The following is a 23,636-nucleotide window of genomic DNA, read 5'->3' as shown; positions in this document are numbered from 1 at the left end:
CCCAGGTCACATACTTAAGTATGCTCCCAGGGATTCACTCTCTTGCCGCCTTGATGCAGCCTGAATAATTTAGTGTCTTAGTGAACCATCGATTGCCAGGCCCAAATGCCAAACCCGAGATTCTCAAAGGTGGCGTAGTATACGCTGACTCGAGGATGTGCTCAAGTCCCGAACAGACAAAGATCCCGATGGATCGCGAGAAATGGCTTAAATCCACCCACGTTCAGCAAACGAAACGTATTCTCCCCGACCTATCACCAGATGGTCAAGCACACGAATGTCCATGAATTGACAGCATTTCATGATCCGTGCGGTCACGTCTCTGTCGGCTTTGCTCGGTTCGGCGCGTCCTGAGGGGTGATTATGCGCGAGGATCACGCCAGCGGCATTCACTTTTATCGCTTCGCGCACAATTTCACGTGGGTGAACCTCTACATGGCTCAGCGTCCCCGAAAATAACCGGGAATGGTTCAGGACCCGGTTCTGGTTATCAAGGAAGATAACCATAAAGATCTCGCGCTCGTCCTCCGCCAGCTGGCTGCGCACAAACTCCCGGGTCATCTCCGGATCCTGCAGTGGGTTTATTCCCCGTATCCCCGAACAGTAGTAGCGGTGGGCAAGCTCCGCTATCCCCTTCAACTGGGCAAAGGTCGCTAAACCAATACCTTCGACCTGCCTGAAATCCTTCATCTCTGCGGACAGCAAACCATGCAGCGAGCCAAAATGGTGCAACAAATCTCTGGCAAGCGCGAACACATTTTTACTCCGCGTCCCGGTACGCAGGAACAGCGCCAGCAGCTCTTCGTCCGTAAGCAAGGTCGCGCCATCGCGTAGCATTTTTTCCCGCGGTAGCAGCGGGGTTGATGTCTCCATATTCTCTCCTTCTCCCTGACCACACCATGCTGCCACAGACCCCGGCTCCTCACGACAGCGTATTGCCCGTCTTGCGTAACGCCTCGCAAAGTGGCGGATGGACAACATCACGATGCTTTTCGGATTGTGATAAAATGGCCGTCTCTCAGGTGAACCCAACAGGAAAGAATCATGATGAGCCTGGCCGGTAAAAAAATCGTTCTCGGCGTCAGCGGCGGCATTGCAGCCTATAAAGCGCCGGAACTGGTGCGCCGTTTGCGCGAGCACGGCGCGGACGTGCGGGTGGCAATAACCGAAGGGGGCAAAGCGTTCATTACGCCATTGAGCCTGCAGGCGGTTTCAGGCTACCCGGTGTCGGACAGCCTGCTCGATCCGGCGGCAGAAGCCGCAATGGGCCATATTGAGCTGGGCAAATGGGCGGATTTAGTCATCCTCGCCCCGGCCACCGCCGATCTTATCGCCCGCGTAGCCGCCGGCATGGCCAACGACCTGGTATCCACCATCTGCCTGGCCACCCCGGCGCCGGTCGCCGTGGTGCCTGCCATGAACCAGCAGATGTACCGCAACGCGGCAACGCAGCATAACCTGTCAACGCTCGCCTCGCGCGGGCTGCTGATTTGGGGGCCGGACAGCGGCAGCCAGGCCTGTGGCGACATCGGCCCGGGCCGCATGCTGGATCCGCTGGCGATTGTGGATCTGGCCGCTGGCCATTTTTCACCTGTCAACGATCTGCAACATCTGAACATCATGATTACCGCGGGTCCGACGCGTGAGCCGTTGGATCCGGTGCGCTATATCACTAACCAAAGCTCCGGCAAGATGGGCTTTGCGATTGCCGCCGCCGCCGCGCAGCGCGGAGCCAAAGTCACGCTGGTCAGCGGCCCGGTGTCGCTGCCAACGCCAGCGCAGGTGCAGCGCATCGACGTAACGACCGCGCTGGAGATGGAAGCAGCCGTCCAGGCGCAGGCGCAACAGCAGCAGATTTTTATTGGTTGTGCCGCCGTAGCGGACTACCGCGCAGCCGCCGTGGCGGATGAAAAAATTAAAAAGCAAGGCGATGAAATCACAATAAAAATGGTGAAAAACCCGGATATCGTTGCCGGTGTCGCCGCGCTAAAAAATCGACGGCCTTACGTTGTTGGGTTTGCCGCTGAAACGAATAATGTGGAAGAATATGCCCGGCAAAAACGTACCCGCAAAAACCTCGATTTAATTTGCGCGAACGACGTATCGCTGGCCACTCAAGGATTTAACAGCGACAGCAACGCACTGCACCTATTCTGGCAGGATGGAGATAAAGTCTTACCGCTTGAGCGCAAGGAACTCCTGGGCCAACTATTACTGGACGAGATCGTTACCCGTTATGATGAAAAAAATCGACGTTAAGATTCTGGACCCGCGTGTTGGTCAGCAATTTCCGCTGCCGACCTATGCCACTTCCGGCTCTGCCGGTCTTGATCTGCGCGCCTGCCTCGACGACGCCGTAGAGCTGGCACCGGGCGCCACCACGCTGCTGCCGACCGGTCTTGCAATCCACATTGCCGATCCCTCTCTGGCGGCGGTGATCCTGCCACGTTCTGGCCTTGGCCATAAGCATGGTATCGTGCTGGGCAACCTGGTGGGGCTTATCGATTCGGACTATCAGGGTCAGCTGATGGTCTCCGTCTGGAACCGTGGCCAGGACAGCTTCACCATTCAACCCGGCGAGCGTGTCGCCCAGATGGTATTCGTCCCGGTGGTGCAGGCTGAATTTAATCTGGTAGAAGACTTCGACGCGACCGATCGCGGCGAAGGCGGCTTCGGCCATTCCGGGCGTAAATAAACCCGGCTAAACGCATCTCACAATCTAATAACGTATTAACAAACCGCAAACGGACGTTTGCGGTCGTTGTGTGGATGTCAGCCTGACAAGTGCTTATTTTCAGGGGTATTTTGCAACATGGCAGAAAAACAAACAGCGAAAAGGAATCGTCGCGAAGAAATACTTCAATCTCTGGCTCTGATGCTTGAATCCAGCGATGGCAGTCAACGCATCACCACCGCAAAACTGGCCGCCTCTGTGGGCGTGTCGGAAGCGGCGCTATACCGTCATTTCCCCAGCAAAACGCGGATGTTCGACAGCCTGATCGAGTTTATCGAAGACAGCCTGATCACGCGTATCAACCTGATTCTGAAGGATGAAAAAGACACCACCGCACGGCTGCGTCTGATTGTCCAGCTGATCCTTGGGTTCGGCGAGCGCAATCCGGGTTTAACCCGTATCCTGACCGGCCACGCGCTGATGTTTGAACAGGACAGGCTGCAGGGTCGCATTAACCAGCTTTTCGAACGTATTGAGGCGCAGCTGCGCCAGGTATTGCGCGAAAAGAAGATGCGTGAAGGCGAGGGTTACAGCATGGATGAATCGCTGCTTGCCGGGCAGGTACTGGCCTTCTGTGAAGGGATGCTCTCACGCTTTGTGCGCAGTGAATTCAAATATCGCCCAACGGACGATTTTGACGCCCGCTGGCCGTTAGTCGCCGCGCAGTTGCAGTAACGGGTAGGCCCGGTAAGCGCAGCGCCACCGGGCAATTAACTCAGACGCCAAACTCTTCGCGATACGCACGCACCGCCGCCAGGCTCTCAGCCATCTCCGGCTTCTCTTCCAGATAGGCAATCAGGTCTTTCAGAGTGATGATTGAGGTCACTTTGCAGCTGTAATCGCGCTCCACTTCCTGGATAGCGGAGATTTCGCCACGGCCGCGCTCCTGGCGGTCCAGCGAGATCAGCACGCCAGCAAGCGTAGCGTTGTTCGCCTGGATAATCTCCATCGATTCACGAATGGCGGTGCCTGCGGTGATCACATCGTCCACCAGCATGACGCGGCCCTGCAGCGCGCTGCCGACCAGATTACCGCCTTCGCCGTGGGTTTTGGCCTCTTTACGGTTAAAGCAGTACGGCACGTCGCGATCGTGATGCTCCGCCAGCGCCACGGCGGTGGTGGTAGCAATCGGGATGCCTTTGTATGCCGGGCCAAACAGCAGGTCGAACTCAATCCCGGAATCCACCAGCGCTTCGGCATAGAAGCGGCCTAACAGAGCCAGATCGCGCCCGGTATTAAACAGCCCGGCGTTAAAGAAATAGGGGCTCTTGCGCCCGGATTTCAGCGTGAACTCGCCAAACTTAAGTACCTGCTTGCTAAGCGCAAATTCAATAAACTGGCGCTGATAAGGTTTCATGGATTCGCTCCTTACTTTTCTACGGACAAAAAAAAGGCGACTCATCAGTCGCCTTTAAAATCAATTTTCTAACGCCGCCTTCTGCGTCGTTACGATAGATTCGATTCCCTCTCGGGCTAACGCCAACAGTGCCAGAAGTTCTTCGTGGGTAAATGGCTCACCTTCAGCGGTGCCCTGCACCTCGATGATACGACCGTCTTCGGTCATCACCACGTTCATGTCGGTCTCTGCCGCGGAGTCTTCAACGTACTCCAGATCGCACAGCGCTTCGCCATTGACGATCCCTACAGACACTGCCGCAACCATGCCTTTCAGCGGGTTAGCTTTCAGCTTACCGGCCGCGACCAGTTTGTTCAGGGCATCGGCCAGCGCCACGCAGGCACCGGTAATGGAGGCCGTACGGGTGCCGCCGTCAGCCTGGATCACGTCGCAGTCCAGGGTGATGGTGAATTCACCCAGCGTTTTCAGATCGACAGCCGCGCGCAGCGCACGAGCGATCAGACGCTGGATCTCCATGGTGCGGCCGCCCTGCTTACCCTTCGCCGCTTCGCGGGCGTTACGGGTATGGGTGGAGCGTGGCAGCATGCCGTATTCGGCAGTGATCCAGCCCTGCCCCTGGCCTTTCAGGAAGCGCGGCACGCCCTCTTCAATGGAGGCGGTGCACAGCACTTTGGTGTCACCAAATTCAACAAGCACAGAGCCTTCAGCGTGTTTTGTATAGTTACGGGTCAGGGTGACGGGGCGCACCTGGTTGGCGCTACGACCTGATGGACGCATGATGATATCTCCGGCTTGAAACGAATGTGGCTGCGCATTATACGGATTAAACGCGCTTATTCCTATCCTGAGAAAGCCCCGAAAGCTATAATCCCCCCATCTCTCCTTCAAAAACGGAAATGTCTATGATCCGCAGTATGACCGCCTACGCCCGCCGTGAAATCAAGGGTAGCTGGGGCAGCGCTACCTGGGAAATGCGCTCGGTAAACCAACGCTATCTTGAAACCTATTTCCGTATGCCGGAGCAGTTCCGCAGTCTTGAGCCCGTGGTTCGTGAGCGTATCCGTGCTCGCCTGACGCGCGGAAAGATTGAATGCAACCTGCGTTTTGAGCCCGATGCGAGTGCGCAAGGGGAGCTGATCCTCAACGAGAAACTGGCTAAACAGCTGGTGAACGCCGCTAACTGGGTCAAAATGCAGAGCGACGAAGGCGAAATCAACCCGGTTGATATTCTGCGCTGGCCTGGGGTGATGGCGGCTGGCGAACAGGATCTGGACGCGATTACCGCTGAAATTCTGGCTGCACTGGACGGTACCCTGGATGACTTCATCGTAGCCCGTGAAACCGAAGGCCAGGCGCTGAAGGCACTGATCGAGCAGCGTCTGGAAGGCGTGAGCGGCGAAGTGGTGAAAGTCCGCTCCCATATGCCAGAAATCCTGCAGTGGCAGCGTGAGCGTCTGGTCGCCAAACTGGAAGACGCCGAAGTTCAGCTGGAGAATAACCGTCTCGAGCAGGAGCTGGTGCTGATGGCCCAGCGTATCGACGTTTCTGAAGAGCTGGACCGTCTGGAAGCGCACGTCAAAGAGACCTACAACATTCTGAAGAAGAAAGAGGCCGTGGGCCGCCGTCTCGACTTTATGATGCAGGAGTTCAACCGCGAATCGAACACCCTGGCGTCGAAATCGATCAACGCAGAAGTCACCAATTCTGCGATTGAGCTGAAGGTACTGATTGAACAGATGCGCGAGCAGATTCAGAACATCGAATAAGCCGTAACAGGCGTCGATTTGTTATTAATGGTCCCTTAACGGGACCATTTTCATTTAATAGCCATAAGAATTTACTGTCTGCTTTCGGCGCATCAGAACATAAGCAGTCTTTTAGCGATTTTGATAGAATGCAGGCCGCATTTCTTATTTTGAGCGTCCTTTCAGGAAACCTAATGGCAAACATCAACTTATCTTTAGAGGACGTATCCAGCCTCTCAGTTGACCGCGATTTCAGGCAAGACATTAACCTGCTGCGCGGAATAGCCATTCTTTCTGTCGTTTTTTATCACTTTACCGCCACCCTGTTGCCCGGCGGTTTTGCGGGCGTGGATGTATTTTTTGTTATCTCCGGCTTCCTGATGACCAAAATCATCGCCACCGGCCTGGAAAGGAACAGCTTTAATCTTATTCAGTTTTATGCCGCGCGCTGCAAGAGAATAATTCCTGCCCTACTGGCGATGTGTCTGGTCATCGCCGTGGCGACCTTTTTCTGGCTACCGACAAATGAGTATAAAAAGCTCGGAAACTATATTGGCTATGCCGCCCTATTTATTTCGAACCTGAAACTCAACAAAGAGTCCGGGGACTATTTTGCCCTCGACTCGCATGAAAACTGGTTTTTACATACCTGGTCATTGTCCGTTGAATGGCAATTCTACCTGGTTTTACCTTTTATTATGATGGGTCTTTACCCCCTCAGAAAAAAGCTGAACACCGGGCTCTGCCTGCTGGTCCTCACCGTCGCGTCGTTTATGGTGAGCATTACGCACACCTCTGGCAACGCGTCCACCAGCTTCTATCTGATGCCGTATCGCGCCTGGGAAATGCTGTGCGGCGGGCTGGTGTGGTATGCCGCGCAGCGTTTTGTTCTGCCATTAGGGCTTCGTCCGCTTGCGGCGATCGCAGGTTACGCCCTGATACTTATCTCCCTCTTTTCTATCACCGCACAGCAAGCCTGGCCCGGGCCACTGACTTTACTGCCCGTCGTGGGCGCGATGCTGGTGATTTACAGCGACTACCAACCGCTGGTGAGCCTGTTTGACCGGAATTTTCGTTGGGCAGGACTGAGCTCGTATTCCGTCTATTTATGGCACTGGCCCATTGTGGTGTTTCTGATCTATTCAGGGCGACAGCATAACGGGCCGTGGGTAATGAGCGCGATTGCGCTCTCCTTTGCCGCCGGATGGCTCTCCTGGGTTTTGATTGAACAGCCCGGAAAAAACTACCTGAGCCAGCGTACGACCCGCACATTCTGGTTAATCCTGTTTGCCTGCGTGGGCGTTGCCTGGCTGTTTAGCTATCTGGTGAAAAACAGTATCGTTGTCAGCCAGCCCGATCCTCTGGTAAACAAAATCGCGCTGGAAGCCACCAATAAAAACTATGCTGCCAACCCGAAAACGCACTTAAGCCTTTACGGTACGGGCAAGCCTGCCGCCATCATTATTGGCGACAGTCATGCAGAAGCCACCGCGACCGCACTGGCAGAAGCTGCACAGGGTAAAGGCTCGGTTATCGGTATCACTTATTCTGGCTGCCCGACGCTGGCGACGGGTGAAGTTGACGAGAACAAACGGTGCGGAGCATTTAATCGCTCCCTTCCTTCGCGGCTGCAGAATTACCCGTCAGATGTGCCGGTGGTGATTGTGAACCGCCTGACGCATTATGCGGAACAGCAGCTGGTGACCTTCGACGCCAGGCCGCAAAACAAGGAGGCGTACCTGCAACAGTATGCCGATGCGGTGGTCGGAATGGCGTGCACCCTGAATCGCGAGCATCCTGTTTACCTGGTGAACCCGATCCCCGAGATGGCGCATAACATTCCCCGCACGTTATCCCATCGTCTGATGACTGGCAGAGCCACCCGCGATTTATCAGTCCCACTGGCGAACTACGAGAAAAAGAACGCGGCTATTTTACAGGCCCAGGCGCGGGCGGCAAAACAGTGCGGCGTTCAGGTTCTGGATCCCACCGCCTGGCTCTGCACCGCGGGTCGCTGCATGGGCAGTAAAAATCTACAACCCTGGTACTTCGACGATAATCACCTCAGCGAAACCGGTAATAAAGTGCTGGTACCGATGTTCCGCCAGGTTTTTAGTCACCCGCGGTAGTTAAGACCAAATAAATCTAATGCGATATATGAGTAAAAAAAGCGATATCGCACTCATTGAGCTATTCAAGCATTAGCTAATCTAAGGCATACCCGCTCGCACAAAAAAATCTAAATCGTGAGCCAGCCCACAAAAAGCTACCCTGACGGCATTAACGTTGGGGGGTAACATGCTGCTGCACATCCTGTATTTGATCGGTATCACCGCTGAGGCCATGACCGGTGCCCTGGCCGCCGGACGTCGTCGTATGGACACCTTCGGGGTTATTATTATTGCCACCGCAACGGCGCTGGGTGGGGGTTCCGTTCGGGATATCCTGTTGGGCCACTACCCGCTCGGCTGGGTGCAGCATCCTGAATATGTGATTATTGTCGCTGTCGCCGCGGTGCTGACCACCATCCTCGCCCCGGTGATGCCCCATCTGCGACGTCTGTTTCTGGTGCTGGATGCGCTCGGCCTGATCGTCTTCTCCATTATCGGGGCCCAGGTCGCGCTGGATATGGGCGAAGGTCCGGTTATCGCCACTATCGCGGCGGTGATCACCGGCGTGTTTGGCGGGGTACTGCGCGATATGTTCTGCAAACGCATTCCACTGGTCTTTCAGAAAGAGCTCTATGCCGGGGTCTCCTTCGCGGCAGCGGTGCTGTACGTCGCTCTGCAGCACTACGTCAGCAATCAGGATGTGGTAATTATCTCCACGCTGCTCTTTGGCTTTACCGCCCGCATGCTGGCGCTGCGTTTAAAGCTGGGCTTACCGGTCTTTTATTACCGCCACGACAGCCACTAAAATCCCTGCACGCCCTGCTCATTAAGCCAGGACGTCAGGATGTTAACGTTAGGGTGACGGATAAAGTCAACCAGCCTGCGAGCTCTTTCCACGCCAATGCCTGGAACCTGCTGCCAGCCCAGCGGATCCCTGTTCTGTAACTGCTGCCAGTGCTGGTCGCCCAGCGCACGCATGGCCACCCGGGGAAGAGGTACGCCAAGCGCATCCAGCCAGCGGGTAAAGGGCTGACGGCGCGCCAGGTTGAACTGATGCCAGAGCCGCAGGCCGCGCTGCGCCGAAAGACCGGGCGTATGCTGGAGCTGCTCCTGGGTGAGCGTCAGCCACGAAAACAGGTGCTCAAAATGATGTGCCTGATGAAGCACCTGCCAGCCTGCGTCGCCCAGCCCTTCGATGTTTAATACCGACGACGAACTCAGCCAGGCCAGCCGGGCCATAAACTGTTCGTGGCATTCCGGTGAGGCATAAAAACAGGTGAGCGGCGTAAAGCGCGACTCTGGTGGCACCGGTTTTTGTCGGTCGGTCCCTCGCCAGACAACCTTATCCACCCGCGGGATCCCCTGCCCGGCCAGGCTAACCTGAACCTGATCGCCCGGCGCAATATCCAGTGCCTGCCAGCGGCCCACCGACCCCAGATTGACGCGCTGCACCCGTTTATCATCAAGCTGTACCGGCTCAAGTGTCGCGACCACCGCGATCCTGCCGGTACGTCCCACGGCAAAGTTAATAGCCCTGACCTCTGCGACCCGTGTGGCCGGAGCATATTTCCACGCCACCACCCAACTGCCGTCTCCCGGCAGCCAGCGGTTGCCTGCGGGCTCCTGTGCCGAGCGGATCACAATACCATCGGTAACAAAGGGCAGCGGCGACTTCAGCCAGCGGTCGCGCATATTTTCGGCCTCCTCCACTGAACTGATTTTCTGCGTCCAGGATTCGGTCAGGGTGAAGCCCGCCCGGGCTAACGCCCGCAAACGCTCGCCCATCGGGGTGGGGCCGTCCGGCCAGGCCCAGATGAAGATGCCGATCTGATCCAGGACGGCGCTGTCATCCTGCCGCATCATCGCCCCGGCGACTTTTGCCCGCGCATTCATACCGCCCATCTGGCGCTGGACATGATTTTCGCGCTGTAAGAAGAGCTCCCCCTGCAACACGCTGTTGGCGAGCGGGCCCGTCACCCGGGCGGGCACCGTGGCGATGCGCTTCACTTTCGCCGTCCAGTCTTCGCCTTTCAGCCCATCGCCCCGGCTGGTGGCCTGCACCAGCTGCCCCTGACGGTAGACCAGCGTCACCGCCACGCCATCCACCTTGGGCTGGATCCACAGATCGCGATGCGAATGCATCCACTGCCGCAGCTCCGCTTTATCGGCCACCTTCATCACCCCGGTATGGCTGACCGGATGCCTGACCGAACCGCCCGCAGGCAACGGCGCGTCTGTCACCTGTTCATCACCAAAGCAGTGCCGCCACTGTCTCAGCCGCGCGGCCAGCTGGTCATATACCTCGTCGTTCACGTCGCTGACGCCCTGCTGCCAGTAAGCCTTATCCCAGCGGGCCATTTGCGCACTGAGTCGGGCGATCTCCTGCGCTGCCTGCGCGGGTGACCAGACCGGGCAAACCGCCATCCCGCTGCTGCTCCAGAGCAGCATAAGTACACCAAAACATCGCCACATCGTCGTTCCTCCCTGTTTTATACGGGGGTATAACGCGGTACGAAAACGCAGGCGACAGGCAAAAACAGACTTTACGAGCCAGCATCAGGACTTTGTTTCTGTTGCAGCAAACGGCGGAGAAAAGCGGAAAAGGGCGAGCAAAAATCAACTAAGAAACGGAAAAAGTGTGACAAAGGCTACGTCACGAAGCGGCGACGTGTATAATAAGCCCGTATGTAGGACTTTCTTCGCTAACACATACAAAAGACTCTCATGGCTCAAGGCACGCTTTATATTGTTTCTGCCCCTAGTGGCGCGGGTAAATCCAGCCTGATTCAGGCACTGTTAAAAACCCAACCGCTGTACGATACCCAGGTATCGGTCTCTCACACCACGCGCGCGCCGCGTCCGGGTGAAGTGCACGGTGAACACTATTTCTTTGTCGATCACGATGAATTCAGAACGATGATTGGCAGAGATGCGTTTCTTGAACACGCGGAAGTTTTCGGTAACTACTACGGCACCTCGCGTGAAACCATTGAGCAGGTGCTGTCGACCGGCGTGAACGTGTTCCTTGATATCGACTGGCAGGGTGCACAGCAGATTCGCAAGAAAATGCCTGATTCCCGCAGTATCTTTATTTTACCGCCGTCGAAAGACGAGCTGGATCGCCGTCTTCGTGGCCGTGGCCAGGATAGCGAAGAGGTTATTGCAAAACGTATGGCCCAGGCAGTTGCGGAAATGAGCCATTACGCCGAATATGATTACCTGATTGTGAATGATGATTTTGACGCCGCCCTGAGCGATCTCAAAACTATCCTTCGCGCCGAACGTCTGCGCATGAGCCGTCAGAAGCAGCGACATGACGCATTAATCACCAAACTGTTGGCAGACTGAACCCACATTCAGTATCATGCCCAGTCATTTCTTCATCTGTGGAGCATTTTAAGTATGGCACGCGTAACTGTTCAGGACGCTGTAGAGAAAATTGGTAACCGTTTTGACCTGGTGCTGGTCGCCGCGCGTCGCGCTCGTCAGATGCAGTCAGGCGGTAAAGATCCGCTGGTACCGGAAGAAAACGATAAAACCACCGTTATCGCATTGCGCGAAATCGAAGAAGGTCTGATCAACAACCAGATCCTCGACGTACGTGAGCGCCAGGAGCAGCAAGAGCAGGAAGCCGCAGAACTGCAGGCCGTTACCGCCATTGCTGAAGGTCGTCGTTAATTAAACCTGCGGGTCGCCCTTGTATCTGTTTGAAAGCCTGAATCAACTGATTCAAACCTACCTGCCGGTAGACCAGATTAAACGTCTCCAGCAGGCGTATCTCGTTGCACGTGACGCTCACGAGGGCCAGACACGTTCAAGCGGTGAACCCTATATCACGCACCCGGTAGCGGTGGCCTGTATTCTGGCCGAGATGAAACTCGACTACGAAACGCTGATGGCCGCCCTGCTGCATGACGTGATCGAAGATACCCCCGCCACCTACCAGGACATGGAACAGCTGTTTGGCAAAAGCGTTGCCGAGCTGGTGGAAGGGGTCTCTAAGCTTGATAAGCTGAATTTCCGCGACAAGAAAGAGGCGCAGGCCGAAAACTTCCGCAAAATGATCATGGCGATGGTGCAGGATATCCGCGTCATTCTGATCAAACTCGCTGACCGTACCCACAATATGCGCACCCTGGGCTCCCTACGCCCGGATAAACGTCGTCGCATTGCCCGTGAAACCCTCGAAATCTACAGCCCGCTGGCGCACCGTTTAGGTATTCATCACATTAAAACCGAGCTGGAAGAGCTGGGTTTTGAAGCCTTGTACCCGAACCGCTTCCGGGTGATCAAAGAGGTGGTGAAAGCCGCACGTGGTAACCGTAAGGAGATGATTCAGAAGATCCTCTCTGAAATCGAAGGGCGTTTGCAGGAAGCCGGTATTCCCTGCCGCGTTAGCGGTCGCGAAAAGCATTTGTACTCCATCTACTGCAAAATGGTGCTCAAAGAGCAGCGTTTTCACTCGATCATGGATATCTACGCGTTCCGCGTGATCGTCCAGGACTCTGATACCTGCTATCGCGTGCTGGGTCAGATGCACAGCCTTTACAAGCCGCGTCCGGGTCGAATGAAGGACTATATCGCCATTCCAAAGGCGAACGGATATCAGTCTCTGCACACCTCGATGATTGGCCCGCACGGCGTGCCGGTTGAGGTGCAGATCCGTACCGAAGACATGGATCAGATGGCGGAGATGGGTGTTGCCGCGCACTGGGCCTACAAAGAGCGTGGCGGCGAAAGCAGCACTACCGCGCAGATCCGCGCCCAGCGCTGGATGCAGAGCCTGCTGGAGCTACAGCAGAGCGCCGGTAGCTCGTTTGAATTTATCGAGAGCGTTAAATCCGATCTCTTCCCGGATGAGATTTACGTTTTCACGCCAGAGGGGCGCATTGTCGAGCTGCCTGCTGGCGCAACCCCGGTCGACTTCGCTTACGCCGTGCATACCGATATCGGTCATGCCTGCGTGGGCGCGCGCGTCGACCGCCAGCCGTATCCGCTGTCACAGCCGTTGACCAGCGGCCAGACGGTGGAAATCATTACCGCACCGGGCGCGCGTCCGAACGCGGCGTGGCTCAACTTTGTGGTGAGCTCGAAAGCCCGCGCCAAGATCCGCCAGCTGCTGAAGAACCTCAAACGCGACGACTCCGTCAGCCTGGGCCGTCGTCTGCTCAACCACGCGTTGGGCGGCAGCCGTAAGCTGGCCGAGATCCCGAAAGAGAGCATTCAGCACGAGCTGGAGCGTATGAAGCTCGCCTCGCTTGATGACCTGCTGGCAGAGATTGGTCTGGGTAACGCGATGAGCGTGGTAGTGGCGAAGAACCTGCAGCAGGGCGAAACCTCTGTGCCGCAGCCGTCATCAACCAGCCACGGCCATCTGCCAATCAAAGGCGCCGACGGCGTATTGATTACTTTTGCCAAGTGCTGCCGACCGATCCCGGGCGACCCGATTATTGCCCACGTCAGCCCTGGTAAAGGCCTGGTTATCCATCACGAATCCTGTCGTAACATCCGCGGCTATCAGAAAGAGCCTGAGAAGTTTATGGCGGTAGAGTGGGATAAAGAGACCGAGCAGGAATTTATCACCGAAATTAAGGTGGATATGTTCAACCACCAGGGTGCGCTGGCAAACCTGACGGCGGCAATCAACACTGCCTCTTCCAACATTCATAGCCTGAATACGGAAGAGAAAGATGGCCGCGTTTACAGCGCCTTTATTCGTCTGACCGCGCGGGACCGTGTGCATCTGGCGAACATCATGCGCAAAATCCGCGTGATGGCCGACGTGATTAAAGTCACCCGTAACCGAAACTAGCTTTATGAACTCAACGCGTTATGCCCGGATTTGCGAAATGCTCGCCAGGCGTCAGCCCGATCTGACGGTCTGCATGGAGCAGGTCCATAAACCTCATAACGTGGCTGCTATCGTCCGTACCGCAGACGCCGTCGGTGTGCATGAAGTGCACGCCGTCTGGAAGGGTACACGGATGCGTCCCATGGCCTCGGCTGCCGCAGGCAGCAACAGCTGGGTACAGGTCAAAGCCCACGACAATATTGCCGACGCCATTTCGCATCTGAAGGGACGCGGCATGCAGATTCTGGCAACCCACCTTTCCGACAAAGCCGTCGATTTCCGTGAGATTGATTATACCCGTCCGACCTGCATTCTGATGGGTCAGGAGAAGACGGGGATCACCCAGGAAGCGTTAGATCTGGCGGATCGGGACATCATCATTCCGATGATCGGCATGGTGCAGTCCCTGAACGTCTCCGTGGCGTCCGCGCTCATTCTGTATGAAGCCCAGCGCCAGCGCCAGAATGCCGGGATGTACAAACGCGAGAACAGCATGTTGCCGGAAGACGAGCAGCAGCGCCTGCTGTTTGAAGGCGGCTATCCGGTGCTGGCCAACGTGGCGAAGCAGAAAAAATTACCCTACCCCCACGTGAATATGCAGGGCGAAATCGAAGCCGATGCAACGTGGTGGGCCACCATGCAAGCGGCGAAATAATCATGCAAGGCCGCCTGCTGGATGCTGTGCCGCTCAATTCCCTGACGGGCGTTGGCGCGGCCCAGAGCAGCAAACTGGCAAAAATTGGCCTCCATACCGTGCAGGATCTCCTCCTGCACCTCCCCCTGCGTTATGAAGACCGCACCCAGCTCTATCAGATTGGCGATCTGCTGCCCGGGATTTACGCCACGGTTGAAGGCGAAGTGCTGAACAGCAATATCACCTTCGGCGGTCGCCGGATGATGACCTGCCAGATCAGCGACGGCTCCGGCATCCTGACCATGCGCTTCTTCAACTTCAGCGCGGCGATGAAAAACAGCCTCGCCGCCGGGCGACGGGTGCTGGCCTACGGCGAAGCCAAACGCGGGAAATACGGCGCGGAGATGATCCATCCCGAATACCGCGTACAGGGCGATCTCAGCACCCCGGAGATGCAGGAGACGCTGACGCCAGTCTATCCGACCACCGAAGGCATCAAGCAGGCGACGCTGCGCAAGCTGACCGATCAGGCGCTGGAGCTGCTCGACACCTGCGCCATTGCCGAACTGCTGCCGCCCGAGCTGGCGCAGGGGATGATGAGCCTGCCGGAGGCGTTGCGCACCCTGCACCGCCCGCCGCCGACGCTGCAACTCAGCGATCTGGAGAGCGGCCAGCATCCGGCCCAGCGACGCCTGATTCTGGAAGAGCTGCTGGCGCATAACCTGAGCATGCTGGCGTTACGCGCTGGTGCGCAGCGTTTTCACGCCCTGCCGCTCCCGGCCCGAAACGAATTAAAAGATAAACTGCTGGCCTCGCTGCCGTTTAAACCCACCGGGGCGCAGGCCCGCGTCACCGCCGAGATCGAGCGCGACCTGGCGCTGGACGTGCCGATGATGCGCCTGGTGCAGGGCGATGTCGGCTCCGGTAAAACGCTGGTGGCAGCCCTGGCCGCGCTGCGCGCCATTGCCCACGGCAGACAGGTCGCCCTGATGGCGCCGACCGAACTGCTGGCCGAGCAGCACGCGAATAACTTCCGCAGCTGGTTTGCCCCGCTGGGAGTTGAAGTGGGCTGGCTGGCCGGAAAACAAAAAGGCAAGGCGCGACAGGCGCAGCAGGAGGCCATCGCCAGCGGCCAGGTGCAGATGATTGTCGGCACCCACGCCATCTTCCAGGAGCAGGTGCAGTTCCACGGCCTGGCGCTGGTGATCATTGATGAACAGCACCGTTTCGGCGTACATCAGCGGCTGGCGCTGTGGGAGAAAGGGCTCCAGCAGGGGTACCATCCGCACCAGCTGATCATGACCGCAACGCCGATCCCGCGTACCCTGGCGATGACCGCCTATGCCGATCTCGACACTTCCACCATCGACGAGCTGCCCCCGGGTCGTACGCCGGTGACCACCGTCGCCATTCCGGACACGCGCCGCAGCGACATCATCGATCGGGTGCGCAACGCCTGTCAGGAAGGCCGCCAGGCCTACTGGGTCTGTACCCTGATTGAGGAGTCGGATCTGCTGGAAGCCCAGGCGGCGGAAGCCACCTGGGAAGAGTTAAAGCTGGCCCTGCCGGAGCTGAACGTCGGGCTGGTGCATGGCCGCATGAAGCCTGCCGAAAAGCAGGCGGTGATGCAATCCTTCAAGCAGGGCGATCTGCATCTGCTGATCGCCACCACGGTGATTGAAGTGGGGGTGGATGTACCAAATGCCAGCCTGATGATCATCGAAAACCCGGAACGTCTGGGTCTGGCGCAGCTCCACCAGCTGCGCGGCCGCGTAGGACGTGGCGCGGTGGCCTCGCACTGCGTGCTGCTCTATAAAGCTCCGCTGTCGAAGACCGCCCAGAAGCGTTTACAGGTTTTACGCGACAGCAACGACGGCTTTGTGATTGCGCAACAGGATCTGGAGATCCGTGGCCCGGGAGAGCTGCTCGGCACCCGCCAGACCGGTAACGCCGAGTTTAAAGTGGCCGATTTGCTGCGCGATCAGGGTATGATCCCTGAAGTACAGCGTCTGGCACGCCATATCCATGACCGCTACCCCGACCAGGCGGCAGCGTTAATCGAGCGCTGGATGCCCGAGACCGAACGATACTCGAACGCCTGATCAGCCAAACATCGGCAGCATCAGATAGAGTTTGATCACCAGCGCATTGACGATATCAATAAAGAACGCCCCCACCATCGGCACCACCAGAAACGCCATATGTGACGGACCGAAACGCTCGGTGATGGCCTGCATGTTGGCGATGGCCGTCGGCGTTGCCCCCAGACCAAAGCCGCAATGTCCGGCTGCAAGCACCGCCGCGTCGTAGTTTTTGCCCATCAACCGCCAGGTGACGAACATCGCATACAGCGCCATAAACAGAGCCTGCACGACCAGAATAGCCAGCATCGGCAGCGCCAACGAGGCCAGTTCCCACAGCTTAAGGCTCATCAGCGCCATCGCCAGGAACAGCGACAGGCAGACGTTGCCCAGCACCGATACCGCACGTTCAAAGACGCGATAAAAACCTATCAGGGCCAGGCCATTGCTGAGGATCACCCCCACAAACAGCACGCAGACAAAGGTTGGCAGCTCCAGCGCGGACCCCGCCAGCAGTTGCGCAATCACCTTGCCCGCCGTCAGACAGATGGCGATAAGCGCAATGGTTTCGATCAGCACCAGAGAGGTGATCATGCGTCCGACGTCCGGCTTTTCAAACGCCGACGGCACCGCTTCATCTTCCGGGCAGCCGTTCGGGGTGGCGGAGTGTTTTACAAGATAGCGCGCCACCGGCCCGCCAATCAGGCCGCCCAGCACCAGGCCAAAGGTGGCGCAGGCCATCGCCACTTCGGTGGCATTCTGGAAGCCATAGCGCTCAACAAACAGCTTACTCCAGGCCGCACCGGTGCCGTGCCCACCGGAAAGGGTAATCGAGCCGGCCAGCAGACCCATCAGCGGATCCAGCCCCAGCAGGGAAGCCATACCGATACCGATGGCGTTCTGCATCACCAGCAGCCCGACCACCACAATTAAGAACACGCCCAGCACTTTGCCGCCTGCCCGCAGGCTGGCGAGGTTAGCGTTCAGGCCGATGGTGGCGAAAAAGGCCAGCATCAGCGGGTCTTTTAGCGACATATCAAAGTTGATTTCCCAGCCCATGCTTTTTTTCAGCACCAGCAGCGCAACGGCAGCCAGCAGTCCGCCCGCGACGGGCTCCGGGATGGTGTATTTTCTGAAAAGGGGGACACTGTGAACCAGTTTACGGCCAAGCAGTAAAACCAGCGTTGCCGCAACGAGGGTCGACAACGTATCGAGATGAATCATAGTGGGCTCCTTATATGGCACGTGCTCCATCAACATGCGCGTTTTCCTGAACCGATTGCGCGACTTAAGCGCAATCGGGAGCAGGAGTGTAATGAACTTTGCCCTGGCGTGACAGAAAAGCCGTAATAAGCGGCGGGATTTCTGTGTGATTTTTGCGAGCAATCGTTTGCTTTTCTCATCCACTCGGCTAAAATGCCCGCTTTTCTTCCTGGGGATCGCAGCAGATGTCCGTTAACGCCGTTGAACAGCAAGATGCGCAACCGATTGCGCAGCCGCATAACAGTGAACTGATTTACCGTCTTGAAGACCGTCCACCGCTGGCGCAGACCTTGTTCGCCGCCTGTCAGCATCTGCTGGCGATGTTTGTGGCCGTCATCACCCCTGCCCTGCTGATCTGCCAGGCGCTCGGCTTACCGGCGCAGGACACCCAGCACATCATCAGCATGTCGCTGTTTGCTTCAGGCGTAGCCTCCATCATTCAGATTAAAGCCTGGGGTCCGGTAGGTTCCGGCCTGCTGTCGATTCAGGGCACCAGCTTTAACTTTGTGGCTCCGCTGATCATGGGCGGTACGGCGCTGAAAACCGGCGGCGCGGATGTGCCGACGATGATGGCGGCGCTGTTCGGCACCCTGATGCTGGCAAGCTGCACCGAGATGGTCATCTCCCGCGTGCTGCACCTGGCGCGCCGCATTATTACCCCGCTGGTCTCCGGCGTGGTGGTGATGATTATCGGCCTGTCGCTGATTCAGGTGGGCCTGACCTCCATCGGCGGCGGCTACGCCGCAATGGCCGACCACACCTTCGGCGCCCCGAAAAACCTGCTGCTGGCGGGCGTGGTGCTGGCAATCATTATTCTGCTCAACCGTCAGCGTAACCCGTACCTGCGCGTCGCCTCGCTGGTGATCGCCATGGCGGCAGGCTACCTGGCCGCCTGGGCGATGGGTATGCTGCCGCAGTCCAGCGCCGCGACCGACAGCCCGCTGATCGTGGTCCCGACGCCGCTCTACTACGGCCTGGGTATCGACTGGAACCTGCTCCTGCCGCTGATGCTGGTGTTTATGATCACCTCCCTGGAAACTATCGGGGATATCACCGCCACCTCCGACGTCTCTGAGCAGCCGGTCTCTGGCCCGCTGTACATGAAGCGCCTCAAGGGTGGTGTGCTGGCTAACGGTCTGAACTCCTTTGTCTCCGGCGTGTTCAACACCTTCCCGAACTCCTGCTTCGGTCAGAACAACGGCGTGATCCAGTTGACCGGCGTGGCCAGCCGCTACGTGGGCTTTGTGGTAGCGTTGATGCTGATCGTGCTCGGTCTGTTCCCGGCGGTCAGTGGCTTTGTGCAGCACATTCCTGAGCCGGTGCTCGGCGGCGCAACGCTGGTAATGTTCGGCACCATCGCGGCATCGGGCGTGCGTATCGTCTCCCGTGAGCCGCTGAACCGCCGCGCCATCATGATTATCGCCCTGTCGCTGGCGGTCGGTCTGGGCGTGTCTCAGCAGCCGCTGATCCTGCAGTTTGCCCCGGACTGGGTGAAAAACCTGCTCTCCTCCGGCATCGCTGCCGGCGGGATCACCGCTATCGTTCTGAACCTGATTTTCCCGCCAGAAAAGAACTGATCCCTTTCACGGCAGCAGGCAACTGCTGCCGTAACCCAGAATTCCGCCCTTCCCGCCTTGAGCATTGCGCATAAATCGTGCATAACTCCTTTATGTACGTTTTACGTGATGGAAGACCATGAAATTTATTGGAAAGCTTCTCGTCGGTATTCTGGCCGTTGTGCTTATTGCGATCCTCGCGCTCTATATCCTTGTTCAGACCCGCTGGGGAGCGGCGCAGGTCAGCAGCTGGATCACGGTAAACACCGACTACGAACTCAATTTTGACCTGATGGATCATCGTTTCTCTTCGCCCACGCACCTGGTGCTGAAAAACGTCACCTTCGGGCGCGACGGTCAACCCGCGACTCTGGTCGCGAAGATGGTGGATATCGGCGTGAGCAGCCGACAGCTCACCGATCCGCTGCACATGGATACTATCACCCTGTTTGACGGCACGCTGAACCTCTCCCCGCAGACGGCACCTCTTCCCTTCCAGGCCGATCGCCTGCTGCTGAACAACATGGCGTTTAACAGCCCCAATACCGCGTGGGATCTGAGCGCACAGAAGGTCACCGGCGGCGTGCGTCCGTGGGACCCTGAAGCAGGCAACGTGCTGGGTAAAAAAGCCAACATCCAGATTAGCGCCGGGTCGCTGACGCTGAACGGCGTCCCGGCCAGCAACGTGCTGATCGAGGGCGAGCTGACCGACAAAGAGGTGATCCTGACCACCATCGGTGCCGACATGGCGCGGGGCTCGCTCACCGGTACCGCGCGTCGCGACGCCAACGGCGGCTGGAAGGTGGACAACATGCGCCTGAACGACATCCGCCTGCAGAGCGATAAATCGCTGTCTGACTTCTTTGCCCCCATCACCACCCTGCCGTCGTTGCAGATTGGCCGCCTGGACGTAACCGACGCCCGCCTGCAGGGGCCGGACTGGGCGGTTACCGATCTCGACTTAAGCTTGCGCAACCTGACCCTGAGCCAGGGCGACTGGCAGAGCGAGGATGGCCGCCTGTCGATGAACGCCAGCGAATATATCTACGGCTCGGTGCATCTGTTCGACCCGATCCTCAATGCGGAATTTTCTCCGCAAGGGATCGCCCTGCGCCAGTTCACCTCGCGCTGGGAAGGCGGGATGGTGCGCACCTCCGGCAACTGGTTGCGCAGCGGGAAAGCGCTGGTACTGGATGATGTCGCCGTCGCCGGGCTGGAATACACCCTGCCGGAGAACTGGAAAACGCAGTGGATGGAGACCCTGCCGGAATGGCTGCAAAGCGTCACGCTGCGTAAATTCGGCCTGAGCCGTAACCTGGTGATCGACGTGGACACCGCCTTCCCCTGGCAGATCACCGCCCTCGACGGCTATGGCACCAACCTGCAGCTGGCGAAAGATCGCCAGTGGGGCGTATGGGCGGGCACCGCCACCCTGAACGGCGCGGCCGCCACCTTTAACCGCGTGGACGTGCGTCGTCCGTCGCTGTCGCTTACGGCTAACGCCTCGACCATTGCCATCAATGAGCTGAGCGCCTTTACCGAAAAAGGGATTCTGGAAGCGAAGGCCAGCGTTTCGCAGACGCCGGTGCGGCAGACCACCATCAACCTGACCGGGCGCGGCGTGCCGTTGAACGTGATCCAGCAGTGGGGCTGGCCGGCGTTGCCGGTGACGGGCGACGGCAATATCCAGCTCAACGCCAGCGGCAATGTGCAGAAAGATTCGCCGTTGAAGCCGACGGTCAACGGCAGGCTTAGCGCAATAAATATGGATAAACAGCAGGTCACGCAGACGATGACGGGTGGGGCGGTGAGTACGGTTGAAACACCCGCACCAACACCGTAGGCCCGGTAAGCGATAGCGCCACCGGGCATCAAGCCGCACTGCATCGCCGGGTGGCGGCTTCGCCTTACCCGGCCTACAACATCAAAACCGTAGGCCCGGTAAGCGCAGCGCCACCGGGCGTTTTACAGACGGCTCAGAGGTGGATCACGACCTCCTCCCCCTCCGTTTTCACCACCGCGCCCCACTCGCTCCCCGCATGTGACGCGCCTTTCACGCCGCTAATCTGATGCACATTGCGCAAACAGACCGACCAGTTCCGCGCTTCGCCACGCCCTTTTAACGTCAGGGTATCCCCGTTGCGCGTCGCGGTCAGGGTAAAGGCCACAGCACCGTTGGCCGCCGGCACCTCGCTTACCGCCGTGGCACCATCGTCCAGGTTAAACAGCTGGAAAGCGGTGCCTTCATTCCACGCATAGTCCGGCTTCTGGTCGTTATTGCCCAGCGCCAGCAGGGTGTTGTCACGCACGTAGACCGGCAGGCTGCGGAAGTCGTGCTGCTGTTTATGCCAGCGGCTGCCCTGCACCTCGTCGTTGCGCCACAGGTGCGTCCAGCGCCCTTCCGGCAGGTAGAACTGCACGTCGCCCGCCTCGCTGAACACCGGAGCCACCATCACCGAATCTCCCAGCATGTACTGGCGGTCAAGATAGTCACAGGCCGGATCGTCCGGGAACTCAAGCATCATCGCCCGCAGCATCGGCGTACCGAACTCGCGGGCCAGAGCTGCCTGGCGATAGAGGTACGGCATCATCCGGCATTTAAGCTGGGTGAAGTGGCGCACCACGTCGCAGGACTCATCATCGTATGCCCACGGCACCCGGTAGGATTTACTGCCGTGCAGGCGGCTGTGGCTGGAGAGCAGCCCGAACGCGCACCAGCGTTTGTAGACGTGCGCCGGGGCGGTGTTTTCGAACCCGCCGATATCGTGGCTCCAGAATCCGAACCCGGAGAGGCCGATCGACAGCCCGCCGCGCAGGCTTTCGGCCATCGACTCGTAGTTGGCGTAGCAGTCCCCGCCCCAGTGCACCGGGAACTGTTGCGCACCCACCGAGGCCGAACGGGCAAACAGCACCGCCTCCTCTTCGCCTACCGTCTCTTTCAGCACGTTCCACACCAGCTCGTTGTAGATGTAGGCGTAGTGGTTGTGCATCTTCTGCGGATCGGAGCCGTCGAACCACTGCACGTCGGTCGGGATGCGCTCGCCGAAGTCGGTTTTGAAGCAGTCGACGCCGATACCCACCAGGCCTTTCAGCTTGTCGGCATACCATGTGCAGGCTTCCGGATTAGTAAAGTCGTAGATCGCCAGCCCCGGCTGCCACTTATCCCACTGCCACAGGGAGCCGTCCGGGCGTTTCAGCAGATAGCCCTTCTCTTTCAGCTCCTTAAAGATCGGTGATTTCTGCCCGATGTACGGGTTGATCCACACGCAGACCTTCAGCCCTTTCTCCTTCAGGCGGCGGATCATCCCCTCCGGATCCGGGAAGGTGATCGGGTCCCACTCGAAATCGCACCACTGGAAGGCCTTCATCCAGAAGCAGTCGAAGTGGAAGACATGCAGCGGCAGGTCGCGCTCCGCCATGCCGTCGATAAAGCTGTTCACCGTCGCTTCGTCGTAGTTGGTGGTAAACGAGGTGGTGAGCCACAGGCCAAACGACCAGGCCGGCGGCAGCGCCGGACGCCCGGTGAACTGCGTGTAACGGTTGAGCACCTCTTTCGGCGTCGGGCCGTCGATAACGAAATACTCCAGGTACTCGCCCTCGACGCTGAACTGCACCTTCGACACCTTCTCGGAGCCGATTTCAAAGGAGACGTTTTCCGGGTGATTCACCAGCACGCCGTAGCCGCGGTTGGTGAGGTAGAACGGGATATTTTTGTATGACTGTTCGGTGCTGGTGCCGCCATCGCGGTTCCAGGTTTCGACCGTCTGGCCATTGCGTACCAGGGCGGTGAAGCGCTCGCCGAGGCCGTAGACGGTTTCGCCCACCCCCAGATCCAGCCGCTCGAACATGTAGTTGCGATCGCTGTTGCCGTCCTGCACGTAGCCATTGTTTTTCAGCTGGCTACCGGTGATGCGCTGGCCGTTTCTGAGGAAATCGAGCGCCCAGAACTCGCCTTTGGTGACGCGGACGCTGACGTTGCCGCTTTTCAGCTCAGCAAACTCCGCGTTGTTTTCAATCTGGACGCTGACGTCTTTCAGGACGTTGAGCGGATAGTGCGGGCCGTTATCCAGCGCGCCCTGGAAGTGCTCGATGCGCACCCCGACAATCCCCTCCTGCGGCGCAAACAGGCGCACGGTGAACATCAGGGTGTCGAGCTGCCAGGTGCGCTCGCGCACGTCGCGCGGGGCGACATAGACCACCAGGTCGTTGCCCTGCTTCTCCACATCGAATACCTGAACCGGATACGTCACGTTCAGGCCCGGTTGGATAAGCCAGTTTCCGTCACTGATTTTCATGCTTTCGTC

At 58.2% G+C, this 23,636-nt stretch carries 19 protein-coding genes; 13 read left to right on the top strand and 6 right to left on the bottom strand.

Translation table 11 applies throughout. The features are described 5' to 3' along the window. Positions 1–207: 207 nt before the first annotated feature. On the bottom strand, positions 208–873 hold the full coding sequence (gene radC / locus ES815_RS10410; protein ID WP_142487728.1) for a RadC family protein: 666 nt from the start codon (positions 871–873) through the stop codon (positions 208–210). 174 nt (positions 874–1,047) lie between these two features. Between radC and coaBC the strand changes: the two genes are divergently transcribed. The 3 genes from coaBC (at position 1,048) to slmA (ending at position 3,409) form a co-directional block, all read left to right on the top strand. After that, positions 1,048–2,259, top strand: a complete 1,212-nt coding sequence (gene coaBC, locus ES815_RS10405; RefSeq protein WP_142490042.1) for a bifunctional phosphopantothenoylcysteine decarboxylase/phosphopantothenate--cysteine ligase CoaBC — start codon at positions 1,048–1,050, stop codon at positions 2,257–2,259. Continuing rightward, positions 2,237–2,695: a dUTP diphosphatase gene (dut, locus tag ES815_RS10400; RefSeq protein WP_142487727.1), complete on the top strand. Its 459-nt coding sequence runs from the start codon at positions 2,237–2,239 to the stop codon at positions 2,693–2,695. The genes coaBC and dut overlap by 23 nt, the downstream gene beginning before the upstream one ends. 117 nt (positions 2,696–2,812) lie before the next feature. Continuing rightward, a complete protein-coding gene (gene slmA / locus ES815_RS10395; RefSeq protein WP_032615703.1) occupies positions 2,813–3,409 on the top strand; it encodes a nucleoid occlusion factor SlmA in 597 nt (198 codons plus the stop codon). A 40-nt stretch (positions 3,410–3,449) separates the two neighbouring features. On the opposite strand, the gene pyrE is transcribed toward slmA, so the two are convergent. Together pyrE and rph are read right to left on the bottom strand one after the other, a co-directional pair. Next, a complete protein-coding gene (gene pyrE / locus ES815_RS10390; protein ID WP_032615701.1) occupies positions 3,450–4,091 on the bottom strand; it encodes an orotate phosphoribosyltransferase in 642 nt (213 codons plus the stop codon). 60 nt (positions 4,092–4,151) lie between these two features. Next, positions 4,152–4,868, bottom strand: a complete 717-nt coding sequence (gene rph / locus ES815_RS10385; protein ID WP_032615700.1) for a ribonuclease PH — start codon at positions 4,866–4,868, stop codon at positions 4,152–4,154. 125 nt (positions 4,869–4,993) lie between these two features. Between rph and ES815_RS10380 the strand changes: the two genes are divergently transcribed. The 3 genes from ES815_RS10380 to ES815_RS10370 all read left to right on the top strand — a co-directional run bounded on the left by ES815_RS10380 (position 4,994) and on the right by ES815_RS10370 (position 8,752). Continuing rightward, positions 4,994–5,857, top strand: a complete 864-nt coding sequence (locus ES815_RS10380) for a YicC/YloC family endoribonuclease (RefSeq protein WP_032615698.1) — start codon at positions 4,994–4,996, stop codon at positions 5,855–5,857. Positions 5,858–6,030: 173 nt separating this feature from the next. Beyond that, the gene (locus ES815_RS10375; protein WP_185902401.1) at positions 6,031–7,965 is read left to right on the top strand and encodes an acyltransferase family protein; all 1,935 of its coding nucleotides are present in this window, start codon (positions 6,031–6,033) and stop codon (positions 7,963–7,965) included. A gap of 169 nt (positions 7,966–8,134) precedes the next feature. Next, entirely contained in the window at positions 8,135–8,752 is a 618-nt protein-coding gene (locus ES815_RS10370; RefSeq protein WP_142487725.1) for a trimeric intracellular cation channel family protein, read from the top strand. Here the strand turns inward: ES815_RS10370 and ligB are convergent. Further along, positions 8,749–10,419, bottom strand: coding sequence for an NAD-dependent DNA ligase LigB (ligB, locus tag ES815_RS10365; RefSeq protein WP_142487724.1), 1,671 nt, complete (start codon positions 10,417–10,419; stop codon positions 8,749–8,751). The genes ES815_RS10370 and ligB overlap by 4 nt on opposite strands. A gap of 252 nt (positions 10,420–10,671) precedes the next feature. On the opposite strand from ligB, the gene gmk reads away from it, so the two are divergent. Genes gmk through recG form a run of 5 tightly spaced genes read left to right on the top strand, consistent with a single transcriptional unit; the run spans position 10,672 to position 16,534 of the window. After that, positions 10,672–11,295 (top strand): guanylate kinase, encoded by a 624-nt coding sequence (gene gmk, locus ES815_RS10360; RefSeq protein ID WP_142487723.1) that lies wholly within the window; start codon positions 10,672–10,674, stop codon positions 11,293–11,295. Between the two features lie 54 nt (positions 11,296–11,349). After that, positions 11,350–11,625 (top strand): DNA-directed RNA polymerase subunit omega, encoded by a 276-nt coding sequence (gene rpoZ / locus ES815_RS10355; protein WP_032615688.1) that lies wholly within the window; start codon positions 11,350–11,352, stop codon positions 11,623–11,625. Between the two features lie 19 nt (positions 11,626–11,644). Continuing rightward, positions 11,645–13,759 (top strand): bifunctional GTP diphosphokinase/guanosine-3',5'-bis pyrophosphate 3'-pyrophosphohydrolase, encoded by a 2,115-nt coding sequence (spoT, locus tag ES815_RS10350; RefSeq protein ID WP_142487722.1) that lies wholly within the window; start codon positions 11,645–11,647, stop codon positions 13,757–13,759. A 4-nt stretch (positions 13,760–13,763) separates the two neighbouring features. Continuing rightward, complete coding sequence (gene trmH, locus ES815_RS10345) at positions 13,764–14,453, top strand: tRNA (guanosine(18)-2'-O)-methyltransferase TrmH (RefSeq protein WP_142487721.1); 690 nt, start codon at positions 13,764–13,766, stop codon at positions 14,451–14,453. Positions 14,454–14,455: 2 nt separating this feature from the next. Next, positions 14,456–16,534: an ATP-dependent DNA helicase RecG gene (recG, locus tag ES815_RS10340; protein WP_142487720.1), complete on the top strand. Its 2,079-nt coding sequence runs from the start codon at positions 14,456–14,458 to the stop codon at positions 16,532–16,534. On the opposite strand, the gene gltS is transcribed toward recG, so the two are convergent. Continuing rightward, on the bottom strand, positions 16,535–17,737 hold the full coding sequence (gltS, locus tag ES815_RS10335) for a sodium/glutamate symporter (RefSeq protein WP_142487719.1): 1,203 nt from the start codon (positions 17,735–17,737) through the stop codon (positions 16,535–16,537). A 224-nt stretch (positions 17,738–17,961) separates the two neighbouring features. Here gltS and ES815_RS10330 point away from each other — a divergent pair, with 224 nt between their 5' ends. Then, a complete protein-coding gene (locus ES815_RS10330; RefSeq protein ID WP_142487718.1) occupies positions 17,962–19,353 on the top strand; it encodes a nucleobase:cation symporter-2 family protein in 1,392 nt (463 codons plus the stop codon). 118 nt (positions 19,354–19,471) lie between these two features. Continuing rightward, on the top strand, positions 19,472–21,175 hold the full coding sequence (locus ES815_RS10325; protein ID WP_142487717.1) for an AsmA family protein: 1,704 nt from the start codon (positions 19,472–19,474) through the stop codon (positions 21,173–21,175). A 133-nt stretch (positions 21,176–21,308) separates the two neighbouring features. Here ES815_RS10325 and yicI read toward each other — a convergent pair whose 3' ends face one another. Then, on the bottom strand, positions 21,309–23,627 hold the full coding sequence (yicI, locus tag ES815_RS10320; protein ID WP_142487716.1) for an alpha-xylosidase: 2,319 nt from the start codon (positions 23,625–23,627) through the stop codon (positions 21,309–21,311). Positions 23,628–23,636 lie beyond the last annotated feature (9 nt).

Source organism: Leclercia adecarboxylata (assembly GCF_006874705.1).
Taxonomy (GTDB): Bacteria; Pseudomonadota; Gammaproteobacteria; order Enterobacterales; family Enterobacteriaceae; genus Enterobacter; species Enterobacter adecarboxylatus_C.
Note: the sequence above shows the minus strand (reverse complement) of the source record. Positions and strands in the feature narration are given on the sequence as shown.

Coding starts and splice junctions, on each gene's coding strand:
- radC (WP_142487728.1), bottom strand. CDS start 873: ATGGAGACATCAACCCCGCTGCTACCGCGGGAAAAAATGCTACGCGAT.
- coaBC (WP_142490042.1), top strand. CDS start 1,048: ATGAGCCTGGCCGGTAAAAAAATCGTTCTCGGCGTCAGCGGCGGCATT.
- dut (WP_142487727.1), top strand. CDS start 2,237: ATGATGAAAAAAATCGACGTTAAGATTCTGGACCCGCGTGTTGGTCAG.
- slmA (WP_032615703.1), top strand. CDS start 2,813: ATGGCAGAAAAACAAACAGCGAAAAGGAATCGTCGCGAAGAAATACTT.
- pyrE (WP_032615701.1), bottom strand. CDS start 4,091: ATGAAACCTTATCAGCGCCAGTTTATTGAATTTGCGCTTAGCAAGCAG.
- rph (WP_032615700.1), bottom strand. CDS start 4,868: ATGCGTCCATCAGGTCGTAGCGCCAACCAGGTGCGCCCCGTCACCCTG.
- ES815_RS10380 (WP_032615698.1), top strand. CDS start 4,994: ATGATCCGCAGTATGACCGCCTACGCCCGCCGTGAAATCAAGGGTAGC.
- ES815_RS10375 (WP_185902401.1), top strand. CDS start 6,031: ATGGCAAACATCAACTTATCTTTAGAGGACGTATCCAGCCTCTCAGTT.
- ES815_RS10370 (WP_142487725.1), top strand. CDS start 8,135: ATGCTGCTGCACATCCTGTATTTGATCGGTATCACCGCTGAGGCCATG.
- ligB (WP_142487724.1), bottom strand. CDS start 10,419: ATGTGGCGATGTTTTGGTGTACTTATGCTGCTCTGGAGCAGCAGCGGG.
- gmk (WP_142487723.1), top strand. CDS start 10,672: ATGGCTCAAGGCACGCTTTATATTGTTTCTGCCCCTAGTGGCGCGGGT.
- rpoZ (WP_032615688.1), top strand. CDS start 11,350: ATGGCACGCGTAACTGTTCAGGACGCTGTAGAGAAAATTGGTAACCGT.
- trmH (WP_142487721.1), top strand. CDS start 13,764: ATGAACTCAACGCGTTATGCCCGGATTTGCGAAATGCTCGCCAGGCGT.
- recG (WP_142487720.1), top strand. CDS start 14,456: ATGCAAGGCCGCCTGCTGGATGCTGTGCCGCTCAATTCCCTGACGGGC.
- gltS (WP_142487719.1), bottom strand. CDS start 17,737: ATGATTCATCTCGATACGTTGTCGACCCTCGTTGCGGCAACGCTGGTT.
- ES815_RS10330 (WP_142487718.1), top strand. CDS start 17,962: ATGTCCGTTAACGCCGTTGAACAGCAAGATGCGCAACCGATTGCGCAG.
- ES815_RS10325 (WP_142487717.1), top strand. CDS start 19,472: ATGAAATTTATTGGAAAGCTTCTCGTCGGTATTCTGGCCGTTGTGCTT.
- yicI (WP_142487716.1), bottom strand. CDS start 23,627: ATGAAAATCAGTGACGGAAACTGGCTTATCCAACCGGGCCTGAACGTG.